This window comes from Pseudomonas sp. DR 5-09 (assembly GCF_001655595.1).
Lineage (GTDB): Bacteria > Pseudomonadota > Gammaproteobacteria > Pseudomonadales > Pseudomonadaceae > Aquipseudomonas > Aquipseudomonas pharyngis.
In genome coordinates, this window is sequence record NZ_CP011566.1 from 303,729 (window position 1) to 321,000 (window position 17,272).

Consider the following 17,272-nt stretch of genomic DNA (forward strand, 5'->3'; position numbering starts at 1 on the left):
ACTTTTTTCGCGGTAGTAGTGCACGACTTTCTACTACAAAACGTTTGGAGCACACTCGGCCACTGGCCGACGGGGAACCTCATGACGCAAGCCAATAACGCCGTGTACACCGATCTGAGTGTTGATGATCTGGTAAAAGAAGCCCTGAACCGCGGTGAAGGCGAGCTTGCCGATACCGGCGCTCTGGTAGTTCGCACCGGTCACCGCACCGGCCGTTCGCCAGTCGACCGTTTCATCGTTGAAGAGCCTTCCACCCAGGCTGCCATTGCCTGGGGCCCGATCAACCGCAAGTTCCCGGCCGACAAATTCGACGCGCTGTGGGCTCGTGTTGAAGCATTCAACAACGCGCAAGAGCATTTCGTTTCCCACGTGCATGTAGGCGCGGCCGAAGATCACTACCTGGCCGTGAAAATGACCACCCAGACTGCCTGGCAGAACCTGTTCGGTCGTTGCCTGTTCATCAACCCGGCTCAGTACAACCCGGCCGGTCGCGAAGAGTGGCAAGTGCTGAACGTCGCCAACTTCGAGTGCGTGCCAGAGCGTGACGGCACCAACTCCGACGGTTGCGTGATCATCAACTTCGCCCAGAAGAAAGTGCTGATCGCCGGCATGCGTTACGCCGGTGAAATGAAGAAAGCCATGTTCTCCGTGCAGAACTTCCTGCTGCCGGCCGCTGACGTGCTGCCAATGCACTGCGCTGCCAACATCGGCGAAGAAGGCGACGTGACTCTGTTCTTCGGTCTGTCGGGCACCGGCAAGACCACCCTGTCCGCCGACGAAAGCCGTTACCTGATCGGTGACGACGAACACGGCTGGGGCGAAGGCGTTGTCTTCAACATCGAAGGCGGCTGCTACGCCAAGTGCATCGACTTGTCCGAGAAGAACGAGCCGGTCATCTGGAAAGCCATCAAGCACGGCGCGGTGCTGGAAAACGTCGTGATCGACGACGCTAAACACGCCGACTACGCCGATGTCAGCCTGACCCAGAACAGCCGCGCGGCCTACCCGCTGGAGCACGTTGCCAAGCGTTCCGAGAAGAACCTGGGCGGCGAGCCGAACGCTGTGATCTTCCTGACCTGCGACCTGACCGGCGTGCTGCCGCCAGTGTCGATCCTCAACGAAGAACAAGCGGCCTACCACTTCCTGTCCGGCTACACCGCTCTGGTGGGCTCGACTGAAATGGGTTCGGGCAGCGGCATCAAGTCGACCTTCTCCACCTGCTTCGGCGCACCGTTCTTCCCGCGTCCGGCCGGCGAATACGCTGAACTGCTGATCAAGCGCATCCGCGGCTTCGGCTCCAAGGTCTACCTGGTCAACACCGGCTGGACCGGCGGCGGCTACGGCGTCGGCAAACGCTTCAACATCCCGACCACCCGTGCGGTGATCGCAGCGATCCAGAGCGGCGCGCTGATCGGTGCAGCCACCGAGCACCTGGACACCATCAACCTGGACGTGCCACTGGCCGTACCGGGCGTCGAAACCAACCTGCTCAACCCACGCAACACCTGGGCTGACAAGGCTGCGTACGACGAAGCTGCCAAAGCACTGGCCGGTCTGTTCATCGAGAACTTCAAGAAGTTCGAAGTGAGCGATGCGATCAAGGCTGCCGGGCCTAAGTTGTAAGACTTAGTTCTGGTGAATGAAAAAGCCGCCTCTTGAGGGCGGCTTTTTTGTGGGTGATGGATTAGTTGCGGTCGCTGTTAATATGCCGACAGCTGGAATGCGGGGGCCATTCTTTCCTGTTCACGTCTCGGAATGCCGAGCGCACCAGCCAATTCCGGCCACTGCGTTAGGGTCTCTTTGAAGTCGTTGATGATTTTATCGGCATCCTCTCGGTCAAGCCGGAAGTTAATCGCCACTTCCCGAGCAAGGTCCAGATCCAGGGCGTTATCAGAGTCCGTGATGTTCAGTTTCAACCCATCCGCGTTCGCCACCGGATTCATGTCGTAAGCCTCAGACAACCTCCACCCGCGACCAGGATCGAGAAGGAATCCGTGGTTGCGCAAGTGGTCGTCGGTGTTCGAAACGAGGATGTTGAAAACGATTCGCGACCACAGCTCGCGCAGGTCGGTGTCGACTTCAGAGCCGTGTTCAATGATTACTCGAGCCAGTTCGATGTAGCTGGCGTCGTTCGAGGCATCGTCACCGTCGACGCGGTCGGTCATGGTCATGGCTGAGGCGAAGTGGAAGCGGCCACCGGATTTGCTTCGGTCAAAGCGCTTAACCATGAAGCAGTGGTGCTGGCTTGCGTAACGTTGAGCGGTGCCAGTCGCTACTCTTAACCCGCAGTGCTTGGCCAGAGCATTCACCACCATTTCCCAGGCACCGACGTCGTAGTCATCTCGAATGCTCGGAAACTTGGCGATCCACAGATGGCCGTGCCGATCTGCGACGCTGGCCTTGGGTCTTGCGCCACCCAGCGAGCCGCCGGGTGCGATCAGCATTTTCAACCACTCGCGTCCTTCAAGTGCTGTGTTGTCCGGATCGTTTTCCAGCGCGCGGCTCGCTTGCTCCAGTGCGCGCAACTCCAGAAACGGCGGGGCGGCTATGCCGTCGCGGTCATCAAGAAAGCTGCCTTCATCGTTGAGCTTGTAGCGCAGGCCTCCAACGCGAAAGAGGTCATGTACACCCAGTAGGCAGTCGGATTCGTAAAGCTTGCTGCCGCTTGGCAACAGCCCGTCGCGAATGTCTCGCTCCAGACGCCGTTTCATCAGTAAACGTCCCCAACGATCGGGGCTTGAGTCTGCAAACGCGCCGAACTGGGTTTGGTGCCCGCCGGGAAACTGGTGCCCTTCGAAAAGGTTGATACGGGGATCGAGCTTCATGAAGCTCAGTTCTGGATCGGCCAGTGCGGCTGGATCGTACTCAAACTCGAACACTTCGTTGGCACGGGCCTTTCTGGCATGCAGGAATCCGAGGCGTCTTGCACCATTCAAGGATTCCCAATCTGCATAAACCGCAATTCGCGTCATTCTTCACCTGTTTTGGAGCCGCTTTTTTTCTTGTTCAACAGTTCTGAAAGCGAGTGGGTGTTGAGAGGAAAGTCTTCGGTCAGGCTGGCGATGTAGGCGCTGTCCTCTACTCGTGTGCTTTTTTCGCCGACCAGAGGCGATTTCTTGATCCTGGAGGTTCCGCGTACTCGCTGGGGTTTTGCTCCAGGCAGCAATTGCGCGTCCTGCAATCGGCGCCCCATCTCATCGGCTTCGGCCAGTTTATTCAGATCCTTTTCCAGCCCGAGTACCTGCATGACTGACAGATAGGCACCGATGGTTACCCCCGAGCCTCCGGACTCCAGAGAGCGCAACGTTGTCAGCGACATGCCTGATCGTTCTGCGACTTGCTTGGCCGTCAGTTTGCGGCGCAGGCGAGCCAGCTTCAGGCGCTCGCCAAACTCGGAAAGCATTCTGGAAGTCGCGGGCAAGAGCGATGCTGTCTTATTAGCCATATGCCAATATTCCTTCATTTTTAAGCTTTAACTACCAGAATAGTAGCACTTAAGACTGAGAAGAATATTCGGTAAGACAAATGGAGGCAGAAATGCCTAATTGGAATTATTCCAGCTGTTTTTATGGCTAAATAGCAGAATTTTGGTACTTATTTGTCTTGGTCATTGTCAGGAAGCGGCGCGTTTTGGAGATGTTCTTCGATTTTCAGCGGCATCTTTGGAGCATGTTTCGAGTTGAGGTCTCCGTGCTCGCGGCGAAAGATTTCATCCGCCTGTTTGACGCTCTCCATCAGCTCATCAAAAAATTTGCTCACGAGAATCTCCATTGTTTGATTGCGTTTTTTCCATCGCTCTCAGGTAGCGCCTGAGAGCGATTCGTTCACTCAGCCTCAGGCCGGCGCTTTCCAGTTGAGCATTCGCTGCTGGGCGACCTGGAGCAGGTCATAGCCGTCTTTGGTGAGAAGGTAGAGCGCGTGGGTGATGTGCGGGATGTCTTCGACGTCGGCGTGTTTGAAGCAGAGGCAGTAGAGGGTTTGCAGCAGGTCGCTTGAGGCGCGCAGGCGCTGGACGGCGCATTCGAGGATGTCTTGCGGGTTGGCTTCGGTGTCGATGACCAGGGGCTTGGTGTCGGTGAGGTTGGAGTCGAGTGGACGGTAGCGATTGGGGTGGAGCTCGTTCCATGATTTCATTTTTTCTATCTCTGTAGGCATCAATGAACCGCTGCTACCGTGACCAAGCGGTGGAGGCGGACTGTGTTCAAGTTGGTCAAACCGGCAGAGATAACCCGGTACGCCGAAGCGTCCCAAACACAGCCCGCCATAAAGCGTGCCGACAGAAATAGGTCGGCAGCATACAAGGGCATGCATCAGTTATCTCTGTTTTTCAGGTGACCAAACCTGAATCGCTGATTGGGTAGCGATGCTCACAACTATAGATTTGGGCTAACAGGCGCCGATAGAAGACAAGGCGCCGCTGCGTGTAGGAACGGGATGCAGATTCGGGCAGTCCGTTCCTACAGATCAATCACGGTTTTCAACGAATAGCCCGATACCCCTCAACATCCAGCACACTCGTCGTCAGCCCGGTCGCCGGGGTGTAGATCGCGCCTTTCACCGTCGAGAACGGAACGCCTTTGCTGCCCAGCGATACGTAGCGTTCGCCTTGATCCAGTTCGGTGAACCAGGTGTAGGAACACTTTTCCATGGCCTTGTATTTCGCTGCCGCGTTGACGATGGCGGCGGTGTGGTTGCGAAGATCGGTGTCGCTGAGGTTGAGGTTCTTGTCGAGGACGGTGCCCCAGCGTTTCAGGCAGACCTCGGCAAAGTGACGGACGATGAGGCCGGGTTCGGCCAGCACTTTTGGACCACTGTTGCCGTCGGCGGAGGCGTTGCCGACCAGGGTGGCGTGACGGCCGGGCATGGGGAAGATGCTGGTCTTGGTGCCGGTCGCGGTTTGCGGAATGACACAACTGAAACCCTTGGAGCGCTCATCCCGCGCATAGAAACCCACATATTCTTTTACGTTGCTATTGAGCTTTACCCGGTGTTCCTGAAAGTTACCGATGCCCGGCACCGGGTCGATGGCAAAGATATTCACTGGAATGTTTTTCAGTGCACTGTCGTTAAACATGGCATTGGCCAGCATATGACAACTGATACCGCCACGGCTCCAGCCCACCAGATTGACTTTTGTTGGGATAACACCGTCCTTGCGAAAGGTTTTGATAATTTGCTCCTGTAACTTCTGTTGCGTGACGCTGCGATCGCCATAGTTATATTTACGCCACAGCCAGGAACCTTCGACTTTTACATCTTCAATCGGAATGCCGGCGGCTTTGAGGCGGTTGTATTCCGCTTCGGTCAGTTGTTCGCGCTGCCAGTCACATTGGCCTTTGATGATGTTCATCGCGTGCTGGACGTTTTCCTCCCAGCCCTTGCCGAACAAGGTGCCACTGAGGCCGTAGTCCTTGGACTGGGTGAACAGTTCATCGGCTTGCAGGTTGCTGGTGCCGGGGCCGTCGACCACGATCCAGTCGGCGAACTCGCGCCCGGTGTGGTGAGCGGCCAGTGTGGAGACCAATTCCCCATTCCAATAGTTAACGTGTGCATTATCAAACTTTGTAGAACCTGTACCGCAGAAGAAAATAGTTAACGTAGTCATGTTGTTGCTCTCGGTTGATATAAGAGCAATCAGGCTAGTTGTAAACTTTGTAGTAATGGAAGCGAAGGGTTGTTGCGAACTTTGTAAATGAGGCTGGCGGCGTTAGTTGTTTATTCGTTGTTTGGCAACTTCCAACAAGTCACAACCGTCTTGGGTCAATAAATAAAGCGCATTGACGATGTTGGGAATGTCTTTCACATCGGCCTGTTTGAAACACAAGCAGTAAAGAGTTTCCAGCAGATCGCTGGCCGCGCGCAGACGTTGATCGGCGGCATTGAGCAGGTCACCCGCTGTTGCAGCGGTGTCGATGACCATTACCGGGTTGTCGCCGTCGCAGGTCTTGAGAGGGCGAAAACGAGTATTCAGCGGTGTGAACATGTTCATGATTGAGGCGTGTCCTTTACGAAGTCGCTTCGGTGGGCCGACACAGTGTTTTCAGTCGCGCCGGCCACTATAGAAGGACGCCGTCGAGTGGGACAAGACGGCCGCAATGGACAGATTTCGTAAGGGTTTTTTCCACGATATGGGCATTTGCCCTACATGTTTTTTCGGTTTTTCAAAGCCAAACCCTTATTGGCGAATTTTCCGACGTGATTATCAGGCGTTTCAAAGTAAACCTCTGTATGGTGCGCGCCAGAATCCGTAGGGCGTTTCCAAATGTCCGACACACGCTTAAAGGGAATTAGGTATGCAGTGGCTACGAATGGCCTCGATCGTTTTGCTGTGGGTGAGTGGCTGTCGTTTGGCGTTGGCCTCCGACACGGGCAACGGGTTGCTGCTTGCCAACCTGGAGCGCACCGGTTGGCCCGACGCGCTTGCCACGCAGGCCGACATCGACACAGCTGCCCGTGCTGAAGTGCTGGTTTTCGGCAAGGCTCTGCTGGCGAGCGAAGCCCTGGACGAACCGGGACTCACGCAACGACTGGGCGTGCAGCCAATGCAGCTCAAGTCGATCAGACAAGTACGCGACGGTCTGTGGGATCGCTTGCTCAACACCTACCGCAATGCCAGCACTCACTGCGACGAGAAAGCATTTTGCCCCCGGGTGCGCAGCGTTGCCGACTTGCGTCAACTGGCGGCAGCCTTCACCGGCGATATCAGCCCGGCTCATGCACGATGGGCGAGCCAGAGCCTCGATGTGCATGAACGGGTACTGGATGAGCAATTGCGGGTAGCCGTATTGCGGCCCTGACACAGCGCTTGCGGGGGTTAAGTCGAGGGCGCTGCGGTGACGGTCACGGCGCTGGCCAGGATCGGCGGAAAGTCGTCGGGAGAGGGGGTGCAGCCTCCCAGCAGCAGGGAGGCAAAGATCAGGGCGAGGGGCAGTTTCAAGTTGTTCGACATGTTCACTCCTTGGTAAAAATCCATGCGCATGGGCCGTCCTGCTCAAGGCGTGACGGACATTACCCTCGGATCGCTTCACCCGGCGATGAACAAAGTGTTTCATTTGTTTGATCCCTTGACCGTGCCGTCGACGCTGTATCATCCCGTATCGATTTGACCCCCGACCTATTCTCGACGCGCTGCGATCGCCCGCTAGGCTGTTGGCATCACAGCGGTCAACGGAGTGACAGCGAATGCACAACACCCTGGAACAGGTTTTCGGTTATCCACAGTTTCGACCCGGGCAGGAGGACGCGATCAGCGCTGTTCTCGCCGGGCGCTCGGCAGCCGCGATATTTCCCACGGGCTCCGGCAAATCCCTTTGTTACCAGGTCCCGGCACTCTTGCTGCCGCACCTGACGCTGGTGGTCTCACCGTTGCTGGCGCTGATGCAGGATCAGCTCGAGTTCTTGCGCCGGCACGGGATATCCGCAGGCAGCATCGATTCGGCGCAGAGCCGCGAAGACGCCAACGATGTGATGGCCCGCGCCCGTTCGGGCGAACTGAAGATCCTGATGATTTCCGTGGAGCGTTTGAAGAACGAGCGCTTTCGCAACTTTTTGCAGCAGGTGCCGATCTCGCTGCTGGTGGTGGACGAGGCGCACTGCATCTCCGAGTGGGGCCACAACTTCCGCCCCGACTACCTCAAGCTGCCGGACTACCAGCGCCAGTTCAACATCCCGCAAACCCTGCTGCTGACCGCCACTGCAACGCCAAAAGTCATCGCCGACATGCAGGCGAAATTCGCCATCGCGGCAGACGATGTGGTGACCACCGGTTTCTATCGGCCCAACCTCAATCTGCTGGTCGAGCCGGTGCGTGGGCAGGACAAGCGCCGGCGTCTGGTGGAGTGGATGAACGAGCGCGCAGGTCAGCCGAGCATCGTCTACGTGACCCTGCAGAAAACCGCCGAGCAGATTGCTGAACATCTGGAGCGCAATGGCATTCAGGCCGAGGCTTATCACGCCGGTTTGCCCCATGAGCAACGGGACGCGATCCAGAAGCGCTTCATGGGCGGGCAGTCCGATTGCATCGTCGCCACCATCGCCTTCGGTATGGGCATCGACAAGAGCGACATCCGCAACGTGGTGCATTTCGACCTGCCCAAATCCATCGAAAACTACAGCCAGGAAATCGGCCGTGCAGGGCGTGACGGGCAACCGTCTGATTGTCTGGTACTGGCCAACCGCGACAGCCTCAACGTGCTGGAAAACTTCGTGTATGGCGACACGCCGGAACAGGAGGGCATTCGTCATGTGCTGGACGAGCTGCAGGCCGCCGCGCCGGAAGGCCAATGGGAGTTTCTGCTCGGGCCGCTGGCGGATCAGAGCAACATTCGCGCGTTGCCTTTGAAGACGTTGTTGGTGCAGTTGGAGCTGCGAGGACTGATTGCCCCGCGCTACGCGTACTACGCCGAGTACCGTTTCAAATACCTGCTGGAGCCCGAGGCGTTGCTCGAGCGTTTTGAAGGTGAACGCAGGGATTTCGTCACCGCGATCATCCAGACCTCAAGCCGCGCGCGTACCTGGGCCACGGTGAATTTCCAGGCGATGTACGAGCAGTATTCCGCCGAGCGCAACCGCGTGGTGAAGGCGCTGGATTATTTCCAGGAAAAGGGCTGGGTCGAGCTTGAGAGCAAGCAGATGACCGAGGTCTACAACGTCCTGCGCGGCGATTTCGACAGCCAGGCCCTGAGCGCTGACCTGCACGACTATTTCACCCGCCATGAGCAAACCGAAGTGGCGCGGATTCACGCCATGCTCGAGCTGTTCGCCACCGAGCGATGCCTCGGATATCGGCTGGCGGAATATTTTGGCGATCACAATGCGCCGCAGCAGTGCGGACATTGCTCGGTGTGTCACGGGCACATCGCCCGGCTCCCGGCGCCTCCGGAATTGCCGGCGCTTGTGGATAAAAATTTTGCGGCGTTGTGTGGCGATTTTATCCACAGGCATCAGCAGCACGCTGGCAGCGCTCCGTCGGCCGAGCGGCTGACCCGGTTCCTCTGCGGAATCAGTGTGCCGCTGTTTACCAAACTCAAGGCGCGGGCCATTTCCGGGTTTGCAGCGCTGGAGGAATATCCCTACGCCGAGGTCCGGGCCTGGGCTCAGACGCATCTTTGAGATTCCGAATCCATCTGCTGAATGTCGATCATCACGGCAATGAACTTCAAAAATGCCCGGTGGCTGACTATGGTGATGGCTGTCTTCGGATCGCCAACAAGAGAACAACATGAGCCAGACATCCTTCGCTATTCAGCAGGCCGCCGTGATCGGCGCCGGCACCATGGGCCGCGGCATTGTCATGTGCCTGGCCAACGCCGGTGTGTCAGTGCAGTGGGTCGATAACAATCCACAGATGCTTGAGCAGGCGCTGTCCACCGTGGCCGAGACCTACGCGCACAACGTGCGACAGGGGCGGATCGATCAGGCCGAAGCCGATGCGCGGATTGCCCGTGTCAGCGCGGCGGCGGACTATGTGGCAATCCGCAACGTCGACCTGGTGATCGAAGCGGTGTACGAGAACCTCGAGCTCAAGCAGAAGATCTTCCGTGAACTCGATGGCGTGTTGAAACCCGAGGCGCTGCTGGCGAGCAATACTTCGGCGCTGGATATCGACGCCATTGCCGCCGCGACACGGCGACCGGCTCAAGTGCTGGGCCTGCATTTCTTCAGCCCGGCGCACATCATGAAGTTGCTGGAAATAGTCCGTGGCGCACAAACTTCTCCGGCTGTGCTTGAAGCCGCTCTGGAGCTGGGCAAGCGCATGGGCAAGGTCAGTGTGGTGTCGGGCAACTGCCACGGTTTTATCGGCAACCGCATGCTGCATCCGTATGTGCTCGAAGCGCGCAAGATGTTGCTTGAAGGGGCGTACCCACATCAGGTCGATGCGGCGTTGCAGAGTTTCGGTTTTGCCATGGGGCCGTTTCGCATGTACGACGTGGTCGGCATCGATCTCGAGTGGCGTGCCCGTGAACTGGCGGGCAAGGGGCAGGATGCACCGGAGGTTCAAGTGGATAACCGTCTGTGCGAGTTGGGCCGGTTCGGTCAGAAGTCCGGCAACGGTTATTACCACTACGAGCCGGGCAGTCGACAGGCCGAGCATGATCCCGAGGTCGATGCGCTGGTGTTGAACGTCAGCGAAGGCCTGGGGTTTCATCGCCGGGATATTGGCTCGGAGGAGATCCTTGAGCGGTGCCTGCTGGCGTTGGTCAACGAGGGCGCGAAGATCCTGCAGGAAGGGATTGCCGAGTCGGCGTATGACATCGATCAGGTTTATCTGAATGGCTACGGCTTCCCGGCAGAGAGAGGCGGGCCGATGGCCTGGGCGGATGATCAGGGGCTGGCCGACATTCACAAGCGATTGCTGGCACTGGAGACCCGGCAGGGTGATCACTGGCGGCCGGCGCCATTGATTGGCGAGCTGGCGGCGCGCGGCAAGGGTTTTTATCTTTAGACTGAGCAGATCACTCCAGGAATCGACACTGATGTCCAACCCGATGCCGCAACGCAGCGATTACCCGCACTTCCAGCCGATCACCACGCGCTGGCATGACAACGACGCCTACGGTCACGTCAACAACGTCACCTATTACAGCTTCTTCGACACGGCGGTGAACACCTATCTGATTCAGGTCGGGGGGCTGGATATCCATGACGGCGAGGTGGTGGGGTTTGTGGTGAGTTCGTCCTGCGACTACTTCGCCTCGATCGCTTTTCCGGATCGAATCGAGATCGGCTTGCGGGTTGGCAAGCTGGGTAATAGTTCGGTGCAATACGAACTGGCGGTGTTCAAGGCCGAAGAAGACGAGGCCTGTGCCGCCGGGCGCTTCGTGCATGTGTTTGTCGACCGGGCGTCCAATCAGCCGGTGTCGATTCCAACCCGATTGCGCGAAGCGCTGGAACGCCTGGCGATGTGACAGGCAAAAAAAATCGCAGCCCGGGGGAGCTGCGATCTGGATGTATCGGCTAAAGAGGCCAGGCCTCAGTCGCGATAGTAGCGGTGATGCTTGCGATGGCCATAGGCATGGCCACGACCTGGGTGACGGTCACGGTAGTAGCGACGATCATCGTGGCGACGATCGTAATGACGATCATCGTCATCGCTCTTGTTGCCCATGTAGTTGCCCAGCGCGCCACCCGCGCCACCGCCGGCTGCTGCGCCGATCAGGCTGCCGGTGGTGCCGCCCATGCTGCGGCCTACCACGTTGCCGCCGGCTGCGCCCAGCGCACCGCCAATGGCTGCTTCACCACGGCTGCGCTTGTCGGCGCCCACCGCACTACCACCCGCGCCGCCCAGGGCTGCGCCGATGGTTGAACCTGTACTGCCGCCTAACGATTGACCGACGACCGAGCCAAGAACCCCGCCCAATGCGCCGCCCACACCTGCTTCGGTGGTGCCTCCGGCAGAAGCGAAGCCACTGACCAGGCCAAGGGACAACAAGAGAATCGAGGAGAACTTCATAGAGGAGCCTCAAAGGGATGACGGCGCGATCCTGAGGCTCTGGAATGGGCGTGACAATCGAAATCCGACGAATAGCACGACCTGTATACAATTCTGCAAGTTGCTGATTTTTGGGCGGAACTTAACTGATTTTCGCCGGTCTTTAACTACTTCGGACAGGCCGCTTTGATCACAAAGCGGCCTTTTTTGTGGGCGTTCGAAAAGTGCTCGCGAAGGCGCCCGTTCAGGCGCCGTATCAGGCCGATCTGGCCATGATCAGCCCCGTTTCGCTCGCCGCTTCCAGGCGAATGGCAATGAACTTCGACGTCGGCGTATGGCTGCCATCGCCGGTGCTCTCCAACGGCACCAATGGATTCACCTCAGGGTAATAAGCCGCTGCCTGCCCTGCAGGAATATCGAACGCCAAGAGCGTGAAGCCCTTCACCCGACGCTCACGACCATCGTCCCACAGCGACACGATGTCAGCCTTCTGCCCCGGCTTGAAGCCCAGACGGATGATGTCGGCTTCGTTGGCGAACAACACATCGCGCTGTCCCTTCACCCCGCGATAACGATCGTCGAGACCATAAATCGTGGTGTTGTACTGATCGTGAGAGCGCATCGATTGCAGGATCAGATCCGGCAGTTTGCCGGTGGCGCGGGTGCGTTCGTGGATCAGGTCCTTGGGCAGCATGTTCGGCTTGAAGTTGGCCCGACCGGATGTGGTGTTCCACTTGCGCGCGCCGGCGCTGTTGCCGAGGTAGAAGCCGCCCGGGTTCTTGACCTTCTCGTTGAAGTCCTTGAAGCCCGGAATGGTGTCGGCGATCAACTCGCGGATGCGCCGGTAGTCGGCCACCAGCCAGTTCCAGTCCACCGGTTTGCTGCCCAAGGTCGCGGCGGCAATGCCGGCGATGATCGACGGCTCCGAGCGCATCTGGTTCGACAGCGGCTGCAACTGACCGTTGGAGGCGTGCACCATGCTGAACGAGTCTTCCACGGTGACGGCTTGCGGGCCTTCGGTCTGGATATCGATGTCGGTACGACCCAGGCACGGCAGGATCAGCGCGTCCTTGCCGTGGGCCAGGTGGCTGCGATTAAGCTTGGTGCTGATCTGCACCGTCAGGTCACAGTTGCTCAGGGCCTGGAAGGTGCGCGGGCTGTCCGGCGTGGCCTGGGCGAAGTTGCCGCCCAGACCGATGAACACCTTGGCGCGACCTTCGGCCATCGCGTGAATCGCCTCGACCACATTGTGCCCGTTGTGACGTGGCACCTTGAACTGGAAGCGGCGCTCAAGGGAATCAAGGAACGCCACCGGCGGACGTTCGTTGATGCCCATGGTGCGGTCGCCCTGCACGTTACTGTGGCCGCGCACCGGGCACAGACCGGCGCCGGGTTTGCCAATGTTGCCGCGCAGCAGCATCAGGTTGGCGATCTCCTGGATGGTCGGCACCGAGTGGCGATGCTGGGTGATGCCCATCGCCCAGCACATGATCACGTTCTTGCCTTTGGCGTACATGCGCGCCGCTTGCTCGATTTCCACCAGGGTCAGGCCGGACTGAGTGACGATCTGCTCCCAAGGGGTATCGTCGACGACACCAATGTACTCGAGCACATTGACGCTGTGCTCATTGAGGAAATCGTGATCGAACACGGCCGGTGCGCCAGCCTTCTGCGCATCGCGCTCCCATTGCAGCAGGAACTTGGCCATGCCGCGCAGCACCGCCATGTCGCCGCCCAGCGCCGGGCGGAAATACGCGGTGTTGGTCGGCTTGTCGCCGTTGGTGAGCATTTCCAGCGGATGCTGCGGATGCTGGAAGCGTTCCAGGCCGCGTTCTTTCAGCGGGTTGACGCACACCACCTGGGCACCGCGTTTCACCGCTTCACGCAGCGGCTCGAGCATGCGCGGGTGGTTGGTGCCGGGGTTCTGGCCCCAGACAAAAATCGCATCGGCATGTTCGAAGTCGTCGAAGGTCACGGTGCCTTTGCCGACGCCGACACTTTGCGCCAGGGCCACGCCGCTGGCCTCGTGGCACATGTTCGAGCAGTCGGGGAAGTTGTTGGTGCCGAAGGCGCGCACGAACAGTTGATACAGGTACGCCGCTTCGTTGCTGGCGCGGCCCGAGGTGTAGAACTCGGCCTGATCCGGGCTCGACAGCGCTTGCAAGTGTTTGCCGATCAGCGCGTAGGCATCGTCCCAGCTGATGGGTTTGTAGCGGTCGGTTTCGGCGTCATACACCAGCGGTTCGGTCAGACGACCTTGATATTCAAGCCAGTAGTCGCTCTGCTCCAGCAACGAGGTGACGCTGTGTTTGGCGAAGAACTTGCCGTCGACCCGACGCTTGGTCGCTTCCCAGTTCACCGCTTTGGCGCCGTTCTCGCAGAATTTGACCATGCCGCTTTCCGGCGAGTCGCCCCAGGCGCAGCCCGGGCAGTCGAAGCCGCCGTTCTGGTTGGTCTTGAGCATCATGCGCAGGTTTTTCAGCGCGTTGTCGCTGGTCAACCAGGCCTGGGCCACGCTGATCAGGGCGCCCCAGCCACCGGCCGGGCCCTTGTAAGGCTTGTAGCGCGGAACGGGTTTCTGGTCGGCTTGATGATGTTGGCTCACGGGTGTTTCTCCATTTCTGGGCTATACACCCGCGGCGCGTTTTTCTGCGGCAGGTGAATGAGATTGAGGTTATGGCGTCGGGCCCATTGCACGGCGAGGCCGGTGGGCGCGGACAGGCTGACCAGGGTCTGAATCCCGGCCCGCAGGACTTTCTGGATCAATTCGAGGCTGCAACGGCTGGTGACAATTGCCAGGCCGCCGGCTGTGGATATCTTTTGCCGGATCAGACCGCCAATCAGCTTGTCGAGGGCGTTGTGCCGGCCGATGTCTTCGCGGCCCAGCAGCAATTCACCGCTGGCGTTCATGAACACCGCCGCGTGCACTGCGCCGCAATGCTGACCCAGCGGTTGGAATGCGCCGATACGCTGGCGCAAACCATCGAGCCATTCGGCGGGCGGCAAAGGTGCGCCGGGCAAGACCTTGAGGTCAGGCAGCGCCTGCTCCACCGCTTCCACGCCGCACAGTCCGCAACCGCTGGTGCCGGCCAGTTGCCGCCGCTGCTGCTTGAGGTTCCAGAAGGCGCGGTTGGCGATGGTCACTTGCGCGTATTGCGCCGAGCCCGAACCGCTCAGTTGCAGGTCGTAGATGTCCGAGGCGTCTTCGATGATGCCGCTGCCGAGGCTGAAGCCGACGATGAAGTCTTCAAGGTCGGTCGGCGTCACCAGCATCACGGCCTGACTGATGCCGTTGTAGGCAATCGCCAACGCGACTTCTTCGGCCAGCGCGGTGCTGGCCGATTCCGCGAGGGGGAGATTGCTGTAGCTGTAGGTCTGACTGGCGGCTGGCGCGGGCGTTTCGAGAGCAGGCGCCGCGCAGGCCGGGCGCTTGGCGTTCATGGCATCACCGACGGATTGATCAACGTTAAGACTAGGCGCGGCAAGATGTCGCGTCTAATCGCTAGTGTCGATCCTTCGATAGATGCCGTCGATCAAGTGTCCGTGGGTGATTTTTGATAGAGCGCGAAACAGGCCTCGGCCAGCGCCGAGCGTGGGGCGCCGCGACGCATGATCAGGCCCAGTCGGGCGAGGGTCTGGGCGTTTTCGATGGGTTGCAGGCGCAGGTTATCCGTGAGGTTTTCCAGGCCGCCGTCCAGTGGCATCACCGCGCAGCAAAGGCCGCCGTGCACAGCCTGCAACAATTGGTGAACGGCATCGGTTTGCAGCAAGGGTTGTGGGGTCAGGCCACGACTGTGAAAGTTATGGTCGATGGACTGGCGAAAGTGCATGCCGCTGGTGAGCATGCCCAGGGGCAGTTCGATCAGGGATTCCCAACTCAGCGGTGCCTCACCAAAGTTGAAGAACCGCTGGTCGTAGAGCAGGCCCATCTGCGTTTCGCTGAAGGCCAGGGATTCAAACCGCTCGCCGTCGAGGCGGTCCAGATAAGACACGCCAATGTCGATGCGGTTGTTCGCCAGTTGCTCCAGAACCTGTTCGGAGCTCAGCGAGGACAGTTCGAAGCGCAGGTTTGGATGTTGTGCGTGCAGGCGTTGCATCAACGGCAGTGCATCGAAACTCGACAACGGCACCACGCCCAGGCGCAGGGTGCCGATCAGATTGCCGCGACAGGCCGCCGCTTCCGCCTGCAAGCCGTCGTAGGCCGCCAGTACCGTGCGTGCCCAGGCCAGCACCCGTTCCCCCGGCGCGGTGAACCCTTCGAAGCGCTGGCCACGGTTGACCAGTGGCAGGTCGAGTTCTTCTTCGAGGCTGCGCAGGCGCATCGACAGGGTGGGCTGGGTGATGTGGCAGCGGGCGGCGGCCTGGCCGAAGTGGCGGGTTTCGTCGAGGGCGATGAGGAATTTCAGCTGCTTGATGTCCATCTTCGCTCCGGGGCGCTGGCAGGGGTGGGCGATTCTACCGCTTGAGTGACGGCAGGGTCATTGGTCGGCTTGGAACCGGGTTTGTCCGGGGTGGTCTAGGCTTGGGCGTCTGGAACCCAAATCAAGGAGTGTGCGCCATGAGTCTTTTGAGCTTTGTGAAAGAAGCGGGTGAGAAACTGCTCGACCTGCTGACCCCCGGCAACGCCAATGCCAGCGAGCAATTGAAGGAACACATCAGCAAGGTCGGGCTGGGTAACCCGAATGTCCAGGCAACCGTGGACGGGGACAAGGTGACCGTTACCGGTGAAGTGGCGAGTCAGGAAGAGAAAGAGAAGATTCTTCTGGCAGTGGGCAACATTGCCGGTGTCGGCAGCGTCGATGACCAGATCACCGTGACCGGGCCGGTTGTGGCGGCGGCGCGTTTTGTGGTCGTGAAGAAGGGCGACACCCTCAGCGCGATTTCCCTGGCGGTGTATGGCAACGCCAACCAGTACAACAAGATCTTCGAGGCCAACAAGCCGCTGTTGTCACATCCGGACAAGATTTATCCGGGGCAGACGCTGCGTATTCCCGAGTAACCGCATATACCGCTATCGCGAGCAGGCTCGCTCCCACATTGGAATACATTTCAGTTGTGGGAGCGAGCCTGCTCGCGATGGGGACGATGCGGTCTACAGGCCCGCAATCAAATCCCGATAATCCTCGACCGCCGCGAACTCCCCGGTGTCCTTCGGCCCTTTGCGGCTGTCCGGCTCTTTCACGGCCAACAGATGCGCCACGCCGAAATTCCGTGCACTGCGCAGGATCGGCAAGGTGTCGTCGATGAACAGACTACGCGCCGGGTCAAAACCGATGTCGGCCTGCAAGGCGTCCCAGAATTGCGGGTTCTCCTTGGGAAAGCCGTAGTCGTGGGAGCTGATCAGCCGTTCGAAGTACGGCGCCAGTTCGATGCGTTCCAGTTTCAGCGACAGTGAATCGCGGTGGGCGTTGGTGATCATCACCACGCGTTTGCCGGCGCGTTTGATCGCCTCAAGAAAAGTGTCGGCGTCCGGGCGCAGGGCGATCAGGTGGGCGGTTTCCCGTTTCAGTTCACGCACCGACAGCTTCAGCTCCGCGCTCCAGAAGTCCAGGCAGTACCACTGCAACTGACCGGAATGGCGCTCGAACAACGGCTGCAATTCCATTTCCGCCATGGCCCGGCTCACGCCATGCAGTTCGGCGTAGCGCTGCGGCAGGTGTTCGAGCCAGAAGTGGTTGTCGAAGTGCAGGTCCAGCAACGTGCCGTCCATGTCGAGCAGAACGGTGTCGATGTCGGACCAGGGTAATGAAGGCATGGCAACGTCTCGAGCGGTAGAAGGATATCCGACGCAAACAATCGGAAAAGCCGCGTTATAGTAGCGCGTTCACGCCAAGGAGCTTT

The 17,272-nt window shown here is 59.3% G+C and carries 18 protein-coding genes; 6 read left to right on the forward strand and 12 right to left on the reverse strand.

Annotated features, from left to right (window positions below; genetic code table 11):
- The first annotated feature begins 81 nt into the window (after positions 1-81).
- Complete coding sequence (locus PDR5_RS01310; protein WP_007952682.1) at positions 82-1,623, forward strand: phosphoenolpyruvate carboxykinase; 1,542 nt, start codon at positions 82-84, stop codon at positions 1,621-1,623.
- Positions 1,624-1,700: 77 nt separating this feature from the next.
- Here the strand turns inward: PDR5_RS01310 and PDR5_RS01315 are convergent, their stop codons facing one another.
- From PDR5_RS01315 to PDR5_RS01335, 6 genes are all read right to left on the reverse strand, one after another.
- A complete protein-coding gene (locus PDR5_RS01315) occupies positions 1,701-2,972 on the reverse strand; it encodes a type II toxin-antitoxin system HipA family toxin (protein ID WP_064592740.1) in 1,272 nt (423 codons plus the stop codon).
- Complete coding sequence (locus PDR5_RS01320; protein WP_064592741.1) at positions 2,969-3,445, reverse strand: helix-turn-helix domain-containing protein; 477 nt, start codon at positions 3,443-3,445, stop codon at positions 2,969-2,971. Before PDR5_RS01320 ends, PDR5_RS01315 begins: the two co-directional genes overlap by 4 nt.
- 149 nt (positions 3,446-3,594) lie before the next feature.
- The gene (locus tag PDR5_RS29595) at positions 3,595-3,759 is read right to left on the reverse strand and encodes a hypothetical protein (RefSeq protein WP_156669305.1); all 165 of its coding nucleotides are present in this window, start codon (positions 3,757-3,759) and stop codon (positions 3,595-3,597) included.
- Between the two features lie 75 nt (positions 3,760-3,834).
- The gene (locus PDR5_RS01325) at positions 3,835-4,134 is read right to left on the reverse strand and encodes a hypothetical protein (protein WP_064592743.1); all 300 of its coding nucleotides are present in this window, start codon (positions 4,132-4,134) and stop codon (positions 3,835-3,837) included.
- Positions 4,135-4,477: 343 nt separating this feature from the next.
- Positions 4,478-5,605: a hypothetical protein gene (locus tag PDR5_RS01330; protein WP_064592745.1), complete on the reverse strand. Its 1,128-nt coding sequence runs from the start codon at positions 5,603-5,605 to the stop codon at positions 4,478-4,480.
- 102 nt (positions 5,606-5,707) lie between these two features.
- Complete coding sequence (locus PDR5_RS01335; protein WP_064592747.1) at positions 5,708-5,989, reverse strand: hypothetical protein; 282 nt, start codon at positions 5,987-5,989, stop codon at positions 5,708-5,710.
- 304 nt (positions 5,990-6,293) lie between these two features.
- Here PDR5_RS01335 and PDR5_RS01340 point away from each other — a divergent pair, with 304 nt between their 5' ends.
- Positions 6,294-6,797, forward strand: coding sequence for a hypothetical protein (locus tag PDR5_RS01340; protein WP_064592749.1), 504 nt, complete (start codon positions 6,294-6,296; stop codon positions 6,795-6,797).
- 17 nt (positions 6,798-6,814) lie between these two features.
- Here the strand turns inward: PDR5_RS01340 and PDR5_RS30275 are convergent, their stop codons facing one another.
- Positions 6,815-6,949 (reverse strand): hypothetical protein, encoded by a 135-nt coding sequence (locus PDR5_RS30275; RefSeq protein WP_257784437.1) that lies wholly within the window; start codon positions 6,947-6,949, stop codon positions 6,815-6,817.
- Between the two features lie 233 nt (positions 6,950-7,182).
- On the opposite strand from PDR5_RS30275, the gene PDR5_RS01345 reads away from it, so the two are divergent.
- The 3 genes from PDR5_RS01345 to PDR5_RS01355 all read left to right on the forward strand — a co-directional run bounded on the left by PDR5_RS01345 (position 7,183) and on the right by PDR5_RS01355 (position 10,907).
- Entirely contained in the window at positions 7,183-9,111 is a 1,929-nt protein-coding gene (locus PDR5_RS01345; protein ID WP_064592751.1) for a RecQ family ATP-dependent DNA helicase, read from the forward strand.
- Between the two features lie 109 nt (positions 9,112-9,220).
- The gene (locus tag PDR5_RS01350; RefSeq protein WP_064592753.1) at positions 9,221-10,444 is read left to right on the forward strand and encodes a 3-hydroxyacyl-CoA dehydrogenase; all 1,224 of its coding nucleotides are present in this window, start codon (positions 9,221-9,223) and stop codon (positions 10,442-10,444) included.
- 31 nt (positions 10,445-10,475) lie between these two features.
- Positions 10,476-10,907: an acyl-CoA thioesterase gene (locus PDR5_RS01355; protein WP_039764604.1), complete on the forward strand. Its 432-nt coding sequence runs from the start codon at positions 10,476-10,478 to the stop codon at positions 10,905-10,907.
- A gap of 65 nt (positions 10,908-10,972) precedes the next feature.
- On the opposite strand, the gene PDR5_RS01360 is transcribed toward PDR5_RS01355, so the two are convergent.
- The 4 genes from PDR5_RS01360 to PDR5_RS01375 all read right to left on the reverse strand — a co-directional run bounded on the left by PDR5_RS01360 (position 10,973) and on the right by PDR5_RS01375 (position 15,852).
- A complete protein-coding gene (locus PDR5_RS01360; protein ID WP_011331978.1) occupies positions 10,973-11,452 on the reverse strand; it encodes a YMGG-like glycine zipper-containing protein in 480 nt (159 codons plus the stop codon).
- Positions 11,453-11,687: 235 nt separating this feature from the next.
- Positions 11,688-14,036, reverse strand: a complete 2,349-nt coding sequence (locus PDR5_RS01365) for an FdhF/YdeP family oxidoreductase (RefSeq protein ID WP_064592755.1) — start codon at positions 14,034-14,036, stop codon at positions 11,688-11,690.
- Positions 14,033-14,872 (reverse strand): formate dehydrogenase accessory sulfurtransferase FdhD, encoded by an 840-nt coding sequence (fdhD, locus tag PDR5_RS01370; protein ID WP_064592757.1) that lies wholly within the window; start codon positions 14,870-14,872, stop codon positions 14,033-14,035. Before fdhD ends, PDR5_RS01365 begins: the two co-directional genes overlap by 4 nt.
- A 92-nt stretch (positions 14,873-14,964) precedes the next feature.
- Positions 14,965-15,852 (reverse strand): LysR family transcriptional regulator, encoded by an 888-nt coding sequence (locus tag PDR5_RS01375; protein WP_064592759.1) that lies wholly within the window; start codon positions 15,850-15,852, stop codon positions 14,965-14,967.
- 137 nt (positions 15,853-15,989) lie between these two features.
- Here PDR5_RS01375 and lysM point away from each other — a divergent pair, with 137 nt between their 5' ends.
- A complete protein-coding gene (lysM, locus tag PDR5_RS01380) occupies positions 15,990-16,430 on the forward strand; it encodes a peptidoglycan-binding protein LysM (protein WP_039764611.1) in 441 nt (146 codons plus the stop codon).
- A gap of 93 nt (positions 16,431-16,523) precedes the next feature.
- Here the strand turns inward: lysM and yrfG are convergent, their stop codons facing one another.
- Positions 16,524-17,186, reverse strand: a complete 663-nt coding sequence (gene yrfG / locus PDR5_RS01385) for a GMP/IMP nucleotidase (protein WP_064592761.1) — start codon at positions 17,184-17,186, stop codon at positions 16,524-16,526.
- Between the last annotated feature and the right edge of the window lie 86 nt (positions 17,187-17,272).